Origin of the sequence: Chryseobacterium sp. CCNWLW53 (assembly GCF_037083525.1) — a bacterium.
Classification (GTDB): Bacteria; Bacteroidota; Bacteroidia; order Flavobacteriales; family Weeksellaceae; genus Chryseobacterium; species Chryseobacterium lathyri.
Genome location: NZ_JBAOJR010000002.1, coordinates 181,631 through 199,731, shown reverse-complemented (window position 1 = coordinate 199,731; position 18,101 = coordinate 181,631). Strand labels below are relative to the sequence as shown.

Genomic DNA, 18,101 nt, shown 5'->3' with positions numbered 1-18,101 from the left:
AGCACCCAATACCCCCTACTTCGCAACTTTTTAATATATTTAGGAAAAAATTTTAATGGACACCACCTCTTCACGCAGAAACTTTATTAAGACCGCTGCCCTGGCAAGCTTTGGGGCATTGGTTATACCTAATTCTTTATTTGCCTATTCCAATGATTTTAAATCAGATAAAAAAATCCGTGTCGGTTTTATCGGTGTAGGACTCCGCGGGCAGGAACACGTAAAGCTGCTGGCAAAACGCAATGACGTAGAAATTGTGGCTTTTGCAGATCCTGATAAAAGAATGCTTGCTGCATCGCAGAAAATATTAAAAGACAATAATAAATCTGCGGCCCAGGAATTTTCAAACGGTGACTACGACTACCGGAATCTTTTAAAATTAAAAACCATTGATGCAGTAGTAATTGCTACTCCATGGGAATGGCATCTTCCACAGGGTACCGAGGCCATGAGGGCAAAAAAAATTGTTGGTATGGAAGTTTCCGGAGCGATAAAGCTTCAGGACTGCTGGGAATTTGTAAAGGTATATGAAGAAACAAAAGTTCCTATTTTCATGATGGAGAATGTATGCTACCGCAGAGATATCATGGCTGTTCTGAATATGGTCCGTAAAGGGATGTTTGGAGAGTTGGTTCACGGAAGAGGCGGCTATCAGCATGATTTAAGAGGAGTTCTTTTCAATGACGGTGTTACGCCCTACAATTCGGGTGCTGAATTCGGAGAAAAGGGATTCAGTGAAGCACATTGGAGAACAGAACATTATGTAAAACGCAACGGTGAGCTTTATCCAACGCATGGATTGGGGCCTGTGGCAGTGATGATGGATATTAACCGTGGCAACCGCCTGACGAGGCTTTCCTCATTCTCTTCAAAGTCTGTGGGACTGCACAAATACATTGTGGAGCATCCTAAAGGCGGCGAAAATCATCCGAATGCCAAAGTAAAATTCAACCAGGGAGATATTGTTACTACACAGATTGCCTGTGCTAATGGAGAAACCATCCTTTTAACCCATGATACGAGCTTACAACGCCCTTATGATCTCGGATTCCGGGTGCAGGGAACGGAAGGTTTGTGGCAGGATTTCGGCTGGGGAGATTTCAACCAGGGGCATATTTATTTTGAAAAAACAATGAATCACACGCACCGATGGGAAAATACGGAAAAATGGATGAAAGAATTTGACCATCCGATATGGAAAAAATTTGAAGATACAGCTGCAGGCGCAGGCCACGGCGGAATGGATTTCTTTGTCATGAATACCTTCATCGAATGTATCAAGCGAAATATAGAATTCCCGATGGATGTGTACGATCTTGCTCTATGGTATTCTATCACACCGCTCAGCGAAGAATCTATTGCTAAAGGAGGCCAGGCTGTTGATATTCCGGATTTCACCAACGGAAAATGGAAGACCCGTAAACCTGTATTTGGAATGACAGATGAGTTCTAAAAAAGCACTGCTTATATTAGCCGGAGGCCTGGGAAGCCGCTATAAAGGCCTGAAACAGATAGACGGAATACTGGATAACGGCTCACCCATCCTGGAATATTCCATATATGATGCATTGGAAGCCGGCTTCAGTAAGGTCGTTATTATTGTGAACAGACTGATCCCGCAAAGCTATATTGACAGACTAAATACCATATCCGGCAAAGCAGGTTTTGAACTTCACTGGGTGTATCAGGAAAATGAAAGTTTTCTGCCAGTGAACGCCGATTTCTCACAGCGGCAAAAGCCTTGGGGAACGGGACATGCTGTCCTTTGTGCAAAAAATACAATACAGGAACCTTTTGTTATGATCAATGCCGATGATTTTTATGGAAAAGAGGCGTATCAGCTGGCAGCTGAAGAAATTGACGTTCATATTTCAGGATCGCAGTTCGGAATGGCCGCCTATCCAGTGGAATCTACTTTAAGTGGAAATGGAAATGTAGCCAGGGGAATATGTACTTTAGATGCTGAAAATTATCTTGTAAAAATAGAGGAACAGACCTCTATCCGGAAGGAAGAAAACCTGATTATGTATACTGAAAAAGGAAAGAATATAGAAATAGCTTCCGATACGCTGGTATCTATGAATTTTTTCATTTTTAATCCGGATATTTTTAATGCTCTCGAAATGTATTTTAATGATTTCATAAAGTCAGATCCGGAGCCCTCACAGGAATTTTATGTTCCTTCTGCCGTACAGAGAATGATTGACGAGAAAAAAGCAAAGGTACTGGTGAAAACCTCCCCATCAAAATGGATGGGTGTTACTTATGCAGATGATAAAAGCAGTATTAAAGATTTTCTGGCATCAGAGATCAAAAATAACAGATATCCTGAAGATCTATGGAATTAAAACAAATTGTTACCGGATTTACCGGAACTGAAAATTGCAGCATCACTCCTATTACCAACGGGCTGATCAATACGACTTATTTGGTAGAGAATAAAGATTCTGAGGAAAAGTTTATCCTTCAAAGAATCAACACTCAGGTATTTCAGTTTCCGGAAATTATTACCCATAATCATATTCTGATCAATGAAATGCTGGCAGATGGAGACTATCCGCTACAGCCGGTCATACCAAAACCAACGTTAGCCGGAAATTTTATTGTGAAAGATGAGGAGGGAGGATCCTGGAGAATGCTCAGCTTTATTGAGGATACAAGAACTTTCTTTAAGATTCCCGATATCAAAACTGCCTACGAATCTGCAAAGGCTGTAGGGTGTTTTTTAAATATGATCAATCCTGAATATCTGCCGGACATTCAGTCCCCCATTCCCGATTTTATTAATTTTGAGAAAAGAATTCTTGATTATCAGGCTTCTTTACGATATGCAAATGAAGACCTGCTGAAAAATGCCGGACCACAAATCGAAATGATGGATAAGCTGCTTTTTCTTCCGCAAAAATGGATAGAAATGGAAAGAAACGGTTTATTACCTAAAAGAATCATACACGGAGATCCCAATGTAAGAAATATTCTTTTTGACGAAAACTCAAGGCCTCTGGCTGTTATTGACCTGGATACGGTAACTGTTTCTACGATCCTATATGATTTTGGTGATATGGCAAGGTCTTATACCAATACTTTGGATGAGGATGATGGAAATGCCGAAAACAATTTTAACCCTCAAATTTACAGAACTGTGAAAGACGGATTTCTGCTGTACTTAAAAGATAAACTGACTTTTGAGGAGCTTGAAAACCTTGACTATGCTGCGCAGACTGTCATCTATATTCAGGCTATCCGTTTTCTGACTGATTATCTGAATGGGAATACTTACTATGCTACGAAATATACTGACCATAACCTGGACAGAACAAGAAATCAGCTGGAGCTGCTGAAAGGATTGAGGGAATATCTGCGTGTTGATTAGCTTTTCCCCACAAATCTTATAGAGTGCTAGTCATTGCGAGCGTAGCGAAGCAATCTCCCGGAAGAATTTTATAATCTCTCTAACATGAAAATCTGCTTTAATATGAGATTACTTCGTCGATACTCTCCTCGCAATGACTAACTACATTGCGTTTATTCGTCAAAACCTCTGTGATTTTTGTAGTGAAAATTTTACATTAAGAATTCCAGAATCTTCTTCCACTCTTCCAGTTTCTTATCCAATGACACCGTATGAAGCGGGCTTGTTGAAGGTAACTGAACTATTGGCAACCTATAATTTTTCCCTAAAAGCTTTTGGAGGTTTTTGTATGATTTTCCTCCGTTACAAAAGATAGCTCTAATATTGGGATGTTCTTCCAGAAGTTCATCAATTTGATTGGCTTCTTCATTTCTGATCTCCGAATCCAGGCTTCCTTTTCTTTCGCAGGAGTCGATAACGTCCCAGACTGCTATATGATGTTTCTTTAAAATATTTATCCGTTCAGGATAATTTTCAGTAAATTCTTCTTTGAACAATTCAAAAATAATAGTCCAGAATTTATTCTGCGGATGTGCATAATACTGTTGTTTTTCCAAAGATTTTACTCCGGGAATTGAACCTAAAATTAAAATTTCAGACTGATCATCGATTATTGGCGGAAAGGAAGAAATTCTGTTTTGCATACTCAAATATATAAAGTTTGGCTAAAGCCTCTCAAATCTGAAAACAAAAAGCGGGCTAAAGCCCGCTCCTATTGAATTTTGAACATTGAAAATTAATATTTCCGTTTATTCATTTATATTTTCATTACAAAGTTTCCTTCAGCCAGTCGAAGAATTCTCTCTGCCATACCAATCCGTTTTGCGGATGAAGTACCCAGTGGTTTTCGTTCGGAAAGTAAACTAATTTAGATTTCAATCCTCTTAACTTGGCTGCCTGGAAAGCTTCCTGCCCCTGCTCGTAAGGTACACGGAAATCGATTCCTCCCTGAACAATCATAATAGGCTTGTTCCATTTTTCAACAAAATTGCTTGGATTGAATTCTGTGTATGCCTTTGGAAGTGGTTTTTCCCATGGAGAACCAAGGTCCCAGTTCGCAAACCAAAGCTCTTCTGTAGTAAGGTACCATGATTTCATGTCGAACAACCCATCGTGTGCGATGAATGTTTTAAATCTGTTTTCATGGATTCCAGCCAACATAAATACGCTGTATCCTCCATAGCTCGCTCCTACTGCGGCTACTCTTTCGCCATCTACATAAGGTAAAGTTTTTGCGAAATCGGTTGCTGCCAGATAATCTCTCATCGGCTGTCCGCCCCAGTCTTTAGAAATATCTTCATTCCATTTTGTTCCCCATCCCGGCATTCCTCTTCTGTTTGGGGCAACAATGATATATCCGTTGGCTGCCATTAAAGAGAAATTCCATCTTGTACTGAAATACTGCGTCAGTGCAGATTGCGGACCTCCCTGGCAATATACCAATGTAGGATATTTTTTATTGGGATCAAAGTTCGGTGGATAATGGAACCAAACCCCCATCTCTTTGCCGTCTGATGTTTTCACCATCTTAAGTTCAGATTTACCTTGGGTCAACTTAGCATAAGTATCTTTGTTGACTTCGGTCACCTGCTTCATTTCACCGTTTTTCAGATTGACGGAGAATAATTCCGTTGCATGATTTATGTCTGTTCTTCCTACTAAAAGTGAAGATTTATTGTCGGTAAAGATCTCATTGACATCGAAATCACCTTTTGTAATCTGCTGTACTTTTGCTGACTTAGGATCTAAAGAGAAAAGCTGCTTTGTACCTCTGAATGCTGCTGTAAAATAAATGGCTTTTGAATCACCGCTCCAGAATACATCTCCTGAAACACTTTCATCCCATCCGGCAGTAAGATTCGTAGTTTTGCCAGATTTCCAGTCCATGATCTTTATATCATTTTTATCGGCTTCATAACCATCTCTGCCCATACTTTGCCAAGCCAGTGATTTTCCGTCCGGACTGAATTTTGGATTAACATCATACCCTTTATTGGATTCGGTTAAATTCTTTGTTATTCCTGAAGCAAGGTCGTAAGCAAAAATATCTGTGTTGGTGCTTGTAGCATATTCTTTTCCGCTTTTAGGTTTGGTAACGTATAAAAGCTGAGAGGAATCCGGGCTCCAGATAAAGTCTTCTGCTCCTCCGAAAGGTCTTTGAGGAGAATCCCATGTTTTACCATCCAAAAGATCTTTTGCAGATTCTGCTTTATCCGTGGTATTGACTACAAACACATGATTGTATTTTCCTTCATTGAAATAATCCCAGTGTCTGTGGTTCAGATCCGTATATACCTGGGCTGTCGTTTTAGGGGTATCGCTGTATTTGTCTTTCCCCATTAGTTTTTCTACCAGAACCTGTTTGCTGAACGCAATTTTTTTACCATCGGGAGAGATCACAATGTTATCAACTTCTCCAATGGTGTAAAATTCAGACCAGGTTTTTCCATTGTCTTTTGAAAGAAAAATCTTATCTCCTTCCTGTGCATAAATCCCGTTTTTATCCCACTGAATAAGGGCTTTTTTACCGAAATCTATTTTGGAAGACTGGTTATTAAGAACATTGAGAAAGTAGTTCTCATTTTTTGTCTTTTCTGTTTTCAGATCTACCTGTCCTACTTTATAGATCAATGAAGACTGATCCGGTGAAACGGCCTGTACTCCTACTTTTTTCAAAGTCCAAAGAATTTCAGGCGTCATTAACTGTTGTGCATTCATTAAGAGCGGAGCTGCCAGAGCCAGCAGACTGTACTTAAGTTTCATATGTTGATATTCATTTTTAACGGAATTATTAATCGTACTGATTTCACAACTCCTTTTATTTAATTCAAAGATGGCCAAAGTTAGTATTTAAAATAAAAATGAACGAAAGAATTAACATTAAAGTTTTGATTTATCCTGCTTTCAGTCTAAATATTTCCAGAAATGACAATATGGTCCCAAATGAGACTTCTTCATCGTATTCAAAGCAATAAAAAAGTCTGCCGTAAAAACAGCAGACCTAGTATTGTATTTAATTGTGGATTAATTAATCTCCATCTGAAAACATGGAATTGGCCAGTGAAGTTACAAAGGACAGCAGCACACTGAAAATAAGTGCCCACCAGAAGCCGTCTACCACCATACTGTCTATAAAATAATCTGCGATCAGAATAATCAATGCATTGATCACTAAAGCAAATAATCCCAATGTAATGATCGTAAGCGGAAGACCTAAAAGTCCCAAAATAGGCTTTACAAAAATATTTAATACCCCCAATACGATGGCAAAAATAATGGCCGAAGAAAATCCTTCGAAATGTACACCCGGAAGCACCTTAGTCAAAAGGTAGGCAACGATTGCTGTAATGAACAGCCTGATAATTAAGTTCATATTATTATTTTTTAATGTTATGTTATTTACGTTGCAAATCCTGTTCCATTTAACCCTAAAAAAAGCTGGTAATCCCTTTATTTACCGGATATTTTTTGGTTACGTTTTCTATTTATTTGATCCTCATCATGGTTACCAATGAAGTGGCCACATGGCTTTCTGAACCTGTATTTTCATCGAGAACATAAATTTCAGTTCTTACCACAATGATTTTTGCACCCCCTTTTACAACATATGACCTCGATATGAGGGCATCTCCCATTGCAGGACGAAGATAGTTCACCTTCAGTTCAACAGTCACTACATAACAATCATCTTTATAATGGCTTACCGATGCATATCCTGAAGAAACATCCACCAGAGAAGCGATCATAGCTCCATTGAACATTCCGGCTTTCCGGGTCATCATTTCCATTTTAGGAATTTTGATCGAGACGAAATCGGTGTCTACCTCCAACAGTTCGGCATTGTAAAATTTCAATGTTTCTGAGCGGCCGAAGCTGTCTGTCATGAGTTTCTTTTTTTCCGGAGTCATGAATATTTATTTAATCTGAATGTAAACACAAAGTACACAAATGTTTTTAGAAATGCCAGAAAATTTGAAACAAGTTTGCTTCTTACTACTGAAATTTCAAAATTTCAACAAGTTTTTAAACGCTTAAGCTTTTAAGTTAAATACATTGTGCATAAGAGTACACTTAAGTTTCTATGAAAATCTTTGATTTCCTCCTTATACACTTGTTTTCAGGACGGTAAAAACTTTTGAAATTAAGTATTCAATGAATTAAAAACTTTTGTGACTTTTGTGGTTAAATAATAGGGTTTATAGTAGCTTTGCAGTAAATAGTATCCGTATGACCACAACAAAGATCTTCACATTTTTAGGCCTTCTAGTTTGTTGTATTTTTCAGGCCCAGATATTACATCTGTACGGCGGTTCCAACCAGGATCAATATCTTGGATGCTTAAATTGCGATACTTTTGATAAAAATTCGATCTGGAATTCCTACAGTGATTATGGAAATGTGCTCAGCTCAAAATCCATATGGAACGGTTCCGGAAACTATGGAAGTTCATACAGTACATATTCTCCGTGGAGCAATTATGCTTCATATCCTCCTGCCATTGTTGATCAGGATGGTAATTTTTTCGGTTATCTGACCTTAAATTCTTACAAATCTGAAAGGTCCGAACTGGAACTGGCGCAGATCTTATGTAAATACCATGATGCTATCAAAAAAGACATCAGTGGCTGGTACGATAAATTATTCCGTTAAATTTAAGAAAGCTGTACATGGAAATCTTCTCCAAGTGCTAAAATTCCCTCTGTCAATGCTTCCGAATGGGTAGTGAAACCTTTCAGTTTTGAAGTTTTACCTTTTAAAACAAGATCTAAAAGCTGTTTATCTGATAATTTCTTACCGAAAATATCAAAAGTAATTTTGAAACCACAATTCTTGAAATCGGAACAACCAACAGCTGCTTTTCCTTTGATCAGGTGATGTTCTTTACATTTCGGACATTTGGTTTCTTCCCAGGACTGAAGCTCTTTTTTTACGGCAGGTTCGCGTTTTTTCTTTTCTTTGGCTTCTTCTTTTTCTTCGTACAATGTAATCACTTTCCCTTTTCCATACACCACTTTTTCGGTCAGTTCCGTCACCATCTGAATCAGCTCTTCCTTAAACTGGTTGGCTTCATATTCACCGCTTTCAATTTTACGAAGTTTTGACTCCCATTCTCCGGTTAACTCGGGACTTTTTAGCAGTTCGTCTTCAATAGTATCAATCAGCTGAATTCCAGTTTGAGTGGCAATCAGATTTTTCCTTTTCTTCTCAATATACTTTCTTTTGAAAAGGGTTTCAATGATATTGGCACGGGTAGACGGTCTTCCGATCCCGTTATTCTTCAGAAGCTCACGTAATTCTTCGTCCTCTACCTGTTTTCCGGCAGTTTCCATCGCCCTCAGTAGAGTTGCTTCGGTGTAAGGTTTTGGTGGTGTCGTCTTTCCCTGGTGGATCATTGGATCGTGAGGTCCGGTTTCCCCAACGGTAAATTCAGGGATGGTCTGTTCTTCTTCCTTCTCTTTTTCTTTATCAGTGGATTCTTCTTTAGGTTCTTTTGCATAAACCGCTCTCCATCCCTGTTCCAGCACCTGTCTTCCACTGGTTTTAAAAGGAATAGTTCCTACTTTTCCTTCTACTAATGTATTGGAAATTTTACATTCAGGATAAAAAACAGAGATAAAACGTTTTGCAATCAGGTCATAAACCAATTTCTCTTCCCTGCTCAGGTTTTGAGAAGGTGGAACTTCTGTAGGGATAATCGCGTGGTGATCGGTCACTTTTGCATCATCGAAAACAGCTTTTGACTTAGGAATAGGTGCTTCCAATAACGGGGAAACCAGATCCTGATAAAAATGCATTTTCCGAAGGATTCCTTCAATTTTAGGATACAGACTTTCAGATAAATAAGTGGTATCCACACGCGGATAAGTCACATGCTTTTTTTCGTACAGACTCTGTATATAATTTAATGTACTCTCTGCAGAGTAGCCATATTTTTTGTTGGCTTCTACCTGAAGTCCCGTAAGGTCGAAAAGTCTGGGATTTTTTTCTTTTCCTTCTTTAATTTCAAAAGAGACAATTTCAAAAGGATTGACTTTAAGATATTCCAAACCTTTCTCTGCACGGTCTAAAGTTTTCAACCTGTCGATCGCTGCATTGAAAATAACATCACGGTATTTGGTTTTAAGTTCCCAATATTCCTCGGTATTGAATACATCAATCTCTTTCTGACGCTGAACCAGCATGGCCAAAGTTGGTGTCTGCACTCTCCCGATGGAAAGAACAGCTTTATTACCGCCAAACTTCTTGGTAAATAACCTCGTTGCATTAATTCCCAGCAACCAGTCACCAATCGCTCTTGCATTTCCTGCCAGATACAGATTTTTATACTCTTCAGCGGGTTTCAGATTTTCAAAACCTTCTTTAATTGCTTCTTCGGTAAGGGACGAGATCCATAAACGCTGAACGGGTTTATTACATTTTGCTTTCTGCAAAACCCATCGCTGGATCAGCTCTCCTTCCTGCCCGGCATCACCACAGTTAATGACCTCATCACATTCTTCCACCAATCTTTCAATGACTTTGAACTGGTTTTCCACGCCTTTGTTAGGGATTAATTTGATCCCAAAACTGGCTGGAATTATAGGTAACAAAAACAAATTCCAAGATTTGTATTGAGGCCCATAATCGTGAGGTTCCTTTAGGGTGCAAAGGTGCCCGAACGTCCATGTCACACAGTATCCGTTACCTTCCATATAGCCCTGTTTAGGCGTGGTAGCACCTAATACTTTGGCGATATCTCTGGCAACACTGGGCTTTTCGGCAATACAAAGTTTCATGAATTTCGGAATTATTGAAGGGGGACAAAAGTCGGGATTTTTTTTGGATTTTGCTAATTTAGTTCGGAGTTGTAGCGACTTGTTGAGGGTATAGAAAAATAATGGTTAAACGTCTTTCTTTAATAATTTAAGTAGAATTAAGCAATAAAAAAGTTTATTATCTATGAATATTAACAAAACTTAAAATAAATTAATTCATTGAAAAACAATTGATTAAAAATTCACAAAACAAAAAACATTAAAAAGTCTATTGTTTTAGTGGACTAATAAAAATATATGTCCTATATTTGCAACCGTATTCAGGAAAAGAAAAACAAAATGATACAAGGATTTAAACATCAATCAGTGAAGAAACAGACCATCAAAACTATGATGATGTGCAGCTGTATGCCTATGCATCAGAAATCCCGTGGCTGACCTTATTTTTATATTACATATTCTAAAGGCCTTACCACGTTGTAGGGCCTTTTTATTTTAATACACATCACACAAAAAACATACAGAATGAGCACTTCTAAAAACAGCTGGCTGGTGCCGGTGGCATTTATCAATATTTACGTGATTTGGGGAATTACATTCCTCGCCATTTCATTCGGTCTTAAAGGGTTTCCTCCTTTTATTCTTTCCGGATTCCGTTTCCTGGCGGCAGGGATTCTGATGATAGGCTGGCTGCTGGCTAAAGGTGAAAAAGCCAATTCCCTCATCAACTGGAAAAAGAATGCCATCACAGGAATCCTTATTCTTACTGGTGGAACCGGTCTTGTCGCCTGGGGCGAGCAGTATGTATCGGCTTCTGAAGCAGCGATTGCCATTGCAACGGGACCATTCTGGTTTATTGCTATTGATAAGAAAAACTGGAAGTATTATTTTTCAGATAAATTCATCCCAATAGGTCTAATTATTGGATTTGTAGGCTTAATCTTATTCCTGAACGGAAGCGTTTCCAGTGCACACCATGCAGCGACAGACGGAAACCTTCGAATCACCGCATTTATTGTACTGGCATTAAGTTCTGTGGCCTGGGTTTTGGGATCTTTATATTCAAAAAAAAATCCGGCCTCGCAGTCTACGTTTATGAATATTGCACAACAGCTTATCACAGCAGGTGTTGCCGCCTTTATTATTGCTGCATTCAGAAAAGAATGGCACGGTTTTTCATTCTCCAATGTTCCGGTATCGGCATGGGCTGGTGTTCTGTTCCTGGTGTTCTTCGGATCGATAGTCGCTTATTTATCTTACATATGGCTGCTTTCCGTAAAACCTGCAGCTTTGGTAAGTACACATACTTACATCAACCCTATTGTTACCGTATTGGCAGGCTGGATCGTGGCCGGACAGACTATTAACGGAAGTCAGCTCTACGGATTATCCGTGATCTTAGTGGGAGTTTTGCTCACCAATGTAACTAAGTACTTCAGACTTTCAAAAAGATCAAAAGTGAAGATAAGAAGAATGAAACGGTTTTTCAATAAGACATCACGACCGTATCAGCCTATTTAAAATTAAAACTAGACATTAAAAAATGATAGAAATCAAAAACATTTCAAAGACATTTCATCAGAAAAAGCAGTCCTTCAAAGCTCTGGATCAGGTAAGCCTGAGCATAGAAAAAGGAGATATTGTTGGTATCATCGGGTTTTCCGGGGCAGGAAAAAGTACTTTGATCCGTACTGTGAATCTTCTGGAAAGACCTGATGAAGGTCAGATCATCATCAACGGGAAGGATTTCATTCAGCTAAGCTCAAAACAGCTCGCTGCTGAACGGAAAAAAATAGGTATGATTTTCCAGCATTTCAATCTGCTTTCCTCGAGAACGGTTTTTGATAATGTAGCGCTTTCATTAGAACTGGATCACATCAGTAAAGATGAGATTAAGAGAAAAGTAAATGAACTGCTGAAGATCGTAGGACTGGAAGAAAAGGCCAATGATTATCCCAAAAGCCTTTCCGGAGGGCAGAAACAGAGAGTAGCCATCGCGAGGGCTTTAGCAAATGATCCTTACCTCCTTCTCTGTGACGAAGCCACAAGCGCGCTGGATCCGGCAACCACACAGTCTATTCTGCAGCTTTTGAGGGATATTAACCAAAGGCTTGGCATCACCATCCTGCTCATCACGCATGAAATGGAAGTCATCAAGGCCGTCTGCAATCATGTAGCGGTTATAGACAAAGGAAAATTATTAGCAAAAGGAACATTAAGCGAGATCATCTCGGATAAAGAAAATCCGGTGATCCGACAATTTATAAATTCAGATATCATGACGATTCCTCAGGAACTCAATAAAAAACTTCAGAAAGAGCCACAAGACGGTTTATTTCCGCTGGTTGAAATAGAACTCAATGAACATATCAGTGTTGAAAAACTGCTTTCAACGCTTTATGATCAATACAAAATACCTTACCGACTTCTGAAAGCCGATGTAGAATATCTCGGTGACTCTAATTTCGGAAAACTTCTGCTTCAGCTGCAGGGTGAAACCGAAGAAAACCAGAAAGCGATCTATTATTTTAACCAGAATAAAATTCAAAATACAGTAAAAGGATATGCTTAGTGACTCGGTAATTGCTCTTTTGGGAAAGGGACTTTGGGAGACGGTTTATATGACGTTTGTTTCAGGATTTTTTGGATTTGTTTTAGGCCTTCCGGTAGGAATTTTATTGTTTTTAACAAGAAAAGGACAGCTGCTGGAAAACAAAATTTATTACAGGATTATTTCTATTCTGGTTAATATTTTCCGGTCTATTCCTTTTATTATTTTAATTGTCTGGATGATCCCTTTCACAAGGGTGATCATTGGAACTTCCATCGGTATGAATGCTGCTTTGGTTCCGTTAAGTGTAGGAGCAGCTCCGTTTATCGCCAGACTGGTGGAAAACAGCCTTCTTGAGGTTCCGCAGGGTTTGATAGAAACAGCCAGAGCTTTGGGTGCATCCCCTTTGCAGATTATCCGGAAAGTCTTGCTTCCTGAAGCGCTTCCTTCCCTGATCAACAATGCAGCGATCACCCTGATCACTTTGGTGGGTTATTCTGCAATGGGTGGAGCTTTGGGAGCCGGTGGACTGGGACAGATCGGATATCAATACGGTTACATCGGTTATGATGCTGTGATTATGAACGTGGTATTAGTGCTGTTGGTAGCACTGGTGTTTATTATTCAGTTTGCGGGTGACAGATTGGCTAAAAAATTTGATCACAGGTAAGTCAAAAACCGGAAATTTAAAATATAATTCTAATAATTAAAGGTGGCTTCGAGTGCCTCAGCCACCTTAATGATAAAAAAATCTAATGAAAAAGATAAAAATCATAGCCGTTTTAGCGGCTGGACTTCTCGTATTCAACGCATGTTCAGGAAAGAAAGATGATCCGAATCATATCGTGGTAGGAATTACTTACGGCCCGGAACTGGAAATTGCCGAAGCTGCTAAAAAAGTAGCCAAGGAAAAATACAATCTTGATGTGGAACTGATTCCCTTCAATGATTATGTGGTTCCGAATGAGGCTTTGAACAACGGAGATATTGAAGCCAATGCTTTCCAGCATGTTCCTTACCTAAACGAGCAGTCGAAGCAAAGAGGCTATAAACTGGCTGTGGTAGGAAATACTTTTGTGTATCCTATTGTAGCTTATTCAAAAAAGATCAGAACAATCAGCCAGCTTCAGAGCGGGAGTACAATTGTGATTCCCAATGACCCCACCAACGAAGGACGTTCCCTCCTTCTTCTTCAGAAAAACGGACTTTTAAAACTGAAAGAAGGAACAGGATTACTGCCAAAAGTTACCGATATCACCGAAAATCCTAAGCAGCTTAAAATCCTAGAGATTGAAGCTCCACAACTTCCAAGAGTTTTGGACGACAAAGAAGTAGTTATCGCGATTATCAACAATAATTTCGCATCACAAGCTGGATTAGATCCTGCTAAACAGGGCGTCTTCAGCGAGGATAAAGATTCTCCATACGTCAATGTAATCGTTGCGACCCATGACAATAAAAATTCTGCCAAAGTTAAAAACTTTGTCAAGGCCTACCAGTCTGATGAAGTGGCTAAAAAAGCTGATGAGATCTTTAAAGGTGGCGCTGTAAAGGGATGGGAGGATCATGAGTGATCAGTAATGAGTAATTGGTGATGAATTTGTTACGGTTACTGGGGTTGAAGAGCCAGAGGTTTAGAGCTCAAAACCTCGGAATACGAAACCCATACCCCCCACTCTCCTACCCTCAAACTTCGAAGCCCGAGATCAAAAAAATTTATTGATTAAATTTATTTTCTCAATTTGAGATAATAAAAATTTTACTTACTTTTGTTGTTAATCAATAAAAAGGCATTTTATGTTCAAAAAAACCGCCATAGTAAGTTTATTCACTTTTATTGCCGCTTCATATATGGCTCAGAATCATACTCAACCCGTTTATTTAGATGAATCAAAACCTGTAGAGCAGCGTATTCAGGATGCTCTTTCCCGAATGACCGTAGAAGAGAAGGTGGCTATGCTGCATGCACAGTCCAAATTCAGTTCGCCCGGCGTTCCAAGACTCGGAATTCCTGAATTCTGGACCACAGACGGTCCTCACGGGGTACGTCCGGAAGTGATGTGGGACGAATGGGACCAGGCCGGCTGGACGAATGACTCTATCATTGCCTACCCCGCCCTCACTGCGCTTTCTGCAACATGGAACAAAAAAATGTCCTGGAATTACGGAAAAGCTCTGGGCGAAGAAGCCCGATACAGGAAAAAAGATATTCTTCTGGGACCCGGTGTCAATATCTACAGAACACCTTTGAACGGAAGAAACTTCGAATATATGGGTGAGGATCCTTATTTAACTTCAAAAATGGTAGTTCCGTACATCCAGGGGGTGCAATCCAATGGTGTAGCGACTTCCGTGAAGCATTTTGCTCTGAACAACCAGGAAATGTTCCGTCATACAAGCAATGTTAATGTAGATGACAGGACGCTTTATGAAATCTATCTTCCACCTTTCAAAGCAGCGGTAACGGAAGGGGATTCCTGGACGATCATGGGTGCTTATGACATGTACAAAAATCAGTATGCCAGCCAGAATCAATATCTTTTAAATGACATTCTGAAAAAAGAATGGGGTTATAAAGGCGTTGTAGTATCGGACTGGGGAGCGGTCAACAATACGGAACAGGCTATCCACAACGGACTGGACCTTGAATTCGGGAGCTGGACGAACGGACTTTCTGCCGGAACTAAAAATGCTTACGACAATTATTATTTAGCAAAACCTTATTTAGACCTCATCAAAGCTGGAAAAGTAGGAATACAGGAACTTGACGATAAAGTAACCAGATTGCTTCGTTTAGCCTACAAAACTACGATGAACAGGAATAAACCTTTCGGAAATATTGCTTCTGAAGAACATAAAGCCGTAGCCAAAGAGATTGGCGAAGAAGGAATTGTTTTGCTGAAAAATCAGGGAAATATACTTCCTATCGATATTAATAAAGCTAAAAAAATTGCCGTTATCGGTGAAAATGCCATCAAGATCATGACGGTTGGCGGCGGATCTTCTTCTTTAAAAGTAAAATATGAAACCCTTCCATTAGACGGAATCAAATCCAGGTTTGGAAAGCAGGCTGATGTACAGTATGCAAGGGGTTATGTAGGTGACATCGGCGGAGAATACAATGGGGTAAAATCCGGACAGGACCTGAAAGACGATCGTTCTGCAGCTGAATTACTGAACGAAGCTGTAGAATTAGCCAAAAAATCCGACTATGTTATTTTCGTAGGAGGATTGAATAAATCTGACTTTCAGGACAGTGAAGGGAACGACAGAAAAAGTTACGGACTTCCCTACAATCAGGACAATTTGATTTCCGCATTAGCAAAGGCGAATAAAAATCTTGCAGTTGTTCTGGTTTCCGGAAACGCGGTGGCTATGCCATGGATTAAAGAAGTTCCTTCTGTTGTACAGTCCTGGTATCTTGGTTCCGAGGCTGGAAATTCTATCGCTTCTGTGTTAGCTGGTGATGCCAATCCGTCGGGGAAACTTCCGTTTACTTTCCCTGTGAAGCTGGAAGATAATTCAGCCCATCAGTTGGGAGAATATCCTGGACAGAAAGACGAACTGGCGGCCGGAAAAGGAAAAGACCAGAAAAACCCGATCAATATTACTTATAATGAGGGTGTTTTTGTAGGCTACCGTTGGCATGATACGAAGAAAATCAAGCCTTTGTTCAGCTTCGGGCATGGATTGAGCTACACTACATTTGAGTTTGGAAAGGCTTCTGCTGATAAAAAAGTGATATCCCAGGACGATAAGATCACATTCACCGTGACTGTAAAGAATACAGGAAAGAAAGCCGGTGCTGAAGTAGCCCAGTTATACATCAGTGATAATAAAGCTTCTGTACCACGTCCTGCAAAGGAACTGAAAGGTTTCGAAAAGGTATATCTAAATCCCGGTGAGCAGAAGAAAATCACTTTCACGATTGATAAAACGGCATTGAGCTATTTTGATGCAGATAAGCATGAATGGACAGCTGAGCCTGGAGATTTTGAGGCGAAGATTGGAAATTCTTCGGATGCGATTAAGACGAAGGTGAAGTTTACGTTGAAGTAATTTTTATTAATATATTTTAAATATCGAGGCAGGTTCTAAGGAATCTGCTTTTTGTTTAAAGTGTCTTTTATGGTTGTTTTTTAACCACAGATTTCACAGATGTACACAGATGTTTATGGTGACGCTGCAGTTTCTTAGGTCAATGATTGGTCGGTATTACGGGTTGAAGAAGCTAGTTATAAAATTCATTTTTTTTAGTTTCTTTTTTGTACTCAATTCCTTCGTCAATATTCTAGAGATACACCACCTTAACCTTTGAACTGATATTCAGTCAGTCTCTGCTCTCCGTATTTTTCTAAAATCCCCTGTTCTACAGCCCATTTTAAATCCCTGCTGGCTGTAGGTGCTGAAATATTTTTAAAATGTTGGAGATAACCTTTCCTACTGAACTTTTTGCTCTTTAAGTTTTCCTTAAAAATAAGTATCCTGTCTTTGGTATTTAAGTTGGTATTTTGAGATTGCAAAACCTCCTGAAGAGCTTCTAAAATAATTCCCAGCATAAATTCAACAAAGGGAGTAGAATTTCCTTTTTTATCGGATTCTGAAAGCTTGCTGTAATATTCCTTCTGACTTTTTTTAATAAGACTTTCTACTGGAAGATATTCAAATACCGGGTATTGTTGCATGAGAATCAACGTCTGCCATAGTCTTCCCATTCTTCCGTTACCATCTAAAAAGGGATGGATAAATTCAAATTCATAATGAAAAACACAGCTTTTTATTAAGACAAGTTCAGGATCCTTCTTTAAATATTGAAAAAGATCATTCATCAGACCTTTTACCATTGTTCCGGAGGGAGCAATATGTTCCACTTTAGAGCCTTTGACTATTCCTACATTGGAAGTCCTTAATTTTCCAGCCTTATCTATCAGATCTTTCATTAAAACAGCATGAGCCTTTTCCAGATCTTTAATATTGGCAGGATTAAACTGTTTTAAGCTAGCATACACTTCAATAGCATTCTGTACTTCCTGAATATCTTTCAATGGCGCAATGATTCGCTTATTATCCAGTAATGCCGTTATCTGTTCCTCGGTCAGCGTATTCCCTTCAATTTCCAATGAAGACTGGATCGTTTTAATACGGTTCTTTTTACGCAGTTCCGTTGTTGGTTTATAAAGATGATGGGCATTAATCTCTCCAATCTTTTCAGATATAGAAACAACTAATGATAAAATTTTATCGGTAATAGTATATGGCGGTTTCAAAACTTGATAGTATCATTTGATAGTATCAAAGATATAAAATCATTTTTAATCTATACCATATCAATCCACAAAAAAAAGCCCGGATCTCTCCGGGCATCACATAGCAAATTTACAAG

General features: G+C 39.2%; 15 protein-coding genes. 9 read left to right on the top strand and 6 right to left on the bottom strand.

What is annotated here, in order from left to right; genetic code table 11:
• The first annotated feature begins 55 nt into the window (after positions 1 to 55).
• Genes V6R96_RS05895 through V6R96_RS05885 form a run of 3 tightly spaced genes read left to right on the top strand, consistent with a single transcriptional unit; the run spans position 56 to position 3,373 of the window.
• Positions 56 to 1,453: a Gfo/Idh/MocA family oxidoreductase gene (locus V6R96_RS05895; protein WP_336378300.1), complete on the top strand. Its 1,398-nt coding sequence runs from the start codon at positions 56 to 58 to the stop codon at positions 1,451 to 1,453.
• The gene (locus V6R96_RS05890; protein WP_336378299.1) at positions 1,443 to 2,348 is read left to right on the top strand and encodes a sugar phosphate nucleotidyltransferase; all 906 of its coding nucleotides are present in this window, start codon (positions 1,443 to 1,445) and stop codon (positions 2,346 to 2,348) included. The genes V6R96_RS05895 and V6R96_RS05890 overlap by 11 nt, the downstream gene beginning before the upstream one ends.
• Entirely contained in the window at positions 2,339 to 3,373 is a 1,035-nt protein-coding gene (locus V6R96_RS05885; RefSeq protein ID WP_336378298.1) for an aminoglycoside phosphotransferase family protein, read from the top strand. Before V6R96_RS05890 ends, V6R96_RS05885 begins: the two co-directional genes overlap by 10 nt.
• A gap of 191 nt (positions 3,374 to 3,564) precedes the next feature.
• Here V6R96_RS05885 and V6R96_RS05880 read toward each other — a convergent pair whose 3' ends face one another.
• From V6R96_RS05880 to V6R96_RS05865, 4 genes are all read right to left on the bottom strand, one after another.
• Entirely contained in the window at positions 3,565 to 4,056 is a 492-nt protein-coding gene (locus V6R96_RS05880) for a DNA-deoxyinosine glycosylase (protein WP_336378297.1), read from the bottom strand.
• Positions 4,057 to 4,180: 124 nt separating this feature from the next.
• On the bottom strand, positions 4,181 to 6,175 hold the full coding sequence (locus V6R96_RS05875) for a S9 family peptidase (RefSeq protein ID WP_336378296.1): 1,995 nt from the start codon (positions 6,173 to 6,175) through the stop codon (positions 4,181 to 4,183).
• A 265-nt stretch (positions 6,176 to 6,440) separates the two neighbouring features.
• A complete protein-coding gene (locus V6R96_RS05870) occupies positions 6,441 to 6,785 on the bottom strand; it encodes a phage holin family protein (RefSeq protein ID WP_111954513.1) in 345 nt (114 codons plus the stop codon).
• Positions 6,786 to 6,897: 112 nt separating this feature from the next.
• Entirely contained in the window at positions 6,898 to 7,320 is a 423-nt protein-coding gene (locus tag V6R96_RS05865) for a PaaI family thioesterase (RefSeq protein ID WP_223559026.1), read from the bottom strand.
• Between the two features lie 319 nt (positions 7,321 to 7,639).
• Between V6R96_RS05865 and V6R96_RS05860 the strand changes: the two genes are divergently transcribed.
• Positions 7,640 to 8,062 (top strand): hypothetical protein, encoded by a 423-nt coding sequence (locus tag V6R96_RS05860; RefSeq protein WP_336378295.1) that lies wholly within the window; start codon positions 7,640 to 7,642, stop codon positions 8,060 to 8,062.
• A gap of 2 nt (positions 8,063 to 8,064) precedes the next feature.
• Here V6R96_RS05860 and V6R96_RS05855 read toward each other — a convergent pair whose 3' ends face one another.
• Positions 8,065 to 10,188 carry a DNA topoisomerase 3 gene (locus V6R96_RS05855; RefSeq protein WP_336378294.1) on the bottom strand — a complete coding sequence of 708 codons (2,124 nt, stop codon included), beginning with the start codon at positions 10,186 to 10,188 and terminating at the stop codon, positions 8,065 to 8,067.
• Between the two features lie 504 nt (positions 10,189 to 10,692).
• Between V6R96_RS05855 and V6R96_RS05850 the strand changes: the two genes are divergently transcribed.
• The 5 genes from V6R96_RS05850 to V6R96_RS05830 all read left to right on the top strand — a co-directional run bounded on the left by V6R96_RS05850 (position 10,693) and on the right by V6R96_RS05830 (position 16,777).
• On the top strand, positions 10,693 to 11,688 hold the full coding sequence (locus V6R96_RS05850; protein ID WP_336378293.1) for an EamA family transporter: 996 nt from the start codon (positions 10,693 to 10,695) through the stop codon (positions 11,686 to 11,688).
• 22 nt (positions 11,689 to 11,710) lie between these two features.
• Positions 11,711 to 12,739, top strand: coding sequence for a methionine ABC transporter ATP-binding protein (locus V6R96_RS05845; protein ID WP_111954503.1), 1,029 nt, complete (start codon positions 11,711 to 11,713; stop codon positions 12,737 to 12,739).
• On the top strand, positions 12,732 to 13,388 hold the full coding sequence (gene metI / locus V6R96_RS05840; protein WP_336378292.1) for a methionine ABC transporter permease MetI: 657 nt from the start codon (positions 12,732 to 12,734) through the stop codon (positions 13,386 to 13,388). The genes V6R96_RS05845 and metI overlap by 8 nt, the downstream gene beginning before the upstream one ends.
• Before the next feature lie 85 nt (positions 13,389 to 13,473).
• Complete coding sequence (gene metQ / locus V6R96_RS05835; RefSeq protein ID WP_336378291.1) at positions 13,474 to 14,292, top strand: methionine ABC transporter substrate-binding lipoprotein MetQ; 819 nt, start codon at positions 13,474 to 13,476, stop codon at positions 14,290 to 14,292.
• A 223-nt stretch (positions 14,293 to 14,515) separates the two neighbouring features.
• Positions 14,516 to 16,777 (top strand): glycoside hydrolase family 3 C-terminal domain-containing protein, encoded by a 2,262-nt coding sequence (locus V6R96_RS05830; protein WP_336378290.1) that lies wholly within the window; start codon positions 14,516 to 14,518, stop codon positions 16,775 to 16,777.
• A 248-nt stretch (positions 16,778 to 17,025) separates the two neighbouring features.
• Here V6R96_RS05830 and V6R96_RS05825 read toward each other — a convergent pair whose 3' ends face one another.
• Positions 17,026 to 17,985: a Fic family protein gene (locus tag V6R96_RS05825; RefSeq protein ID WP_336378289.1), complete on the bottom strand. Its 960-nt coding sequence runs from the start codon at positions 17,983 to 17,985 to the stop codon at positions 17,026 to 17,028.
• Between the last annotated feature and the right edge of the window lie 116 nt (positions 17,986 to 18,101).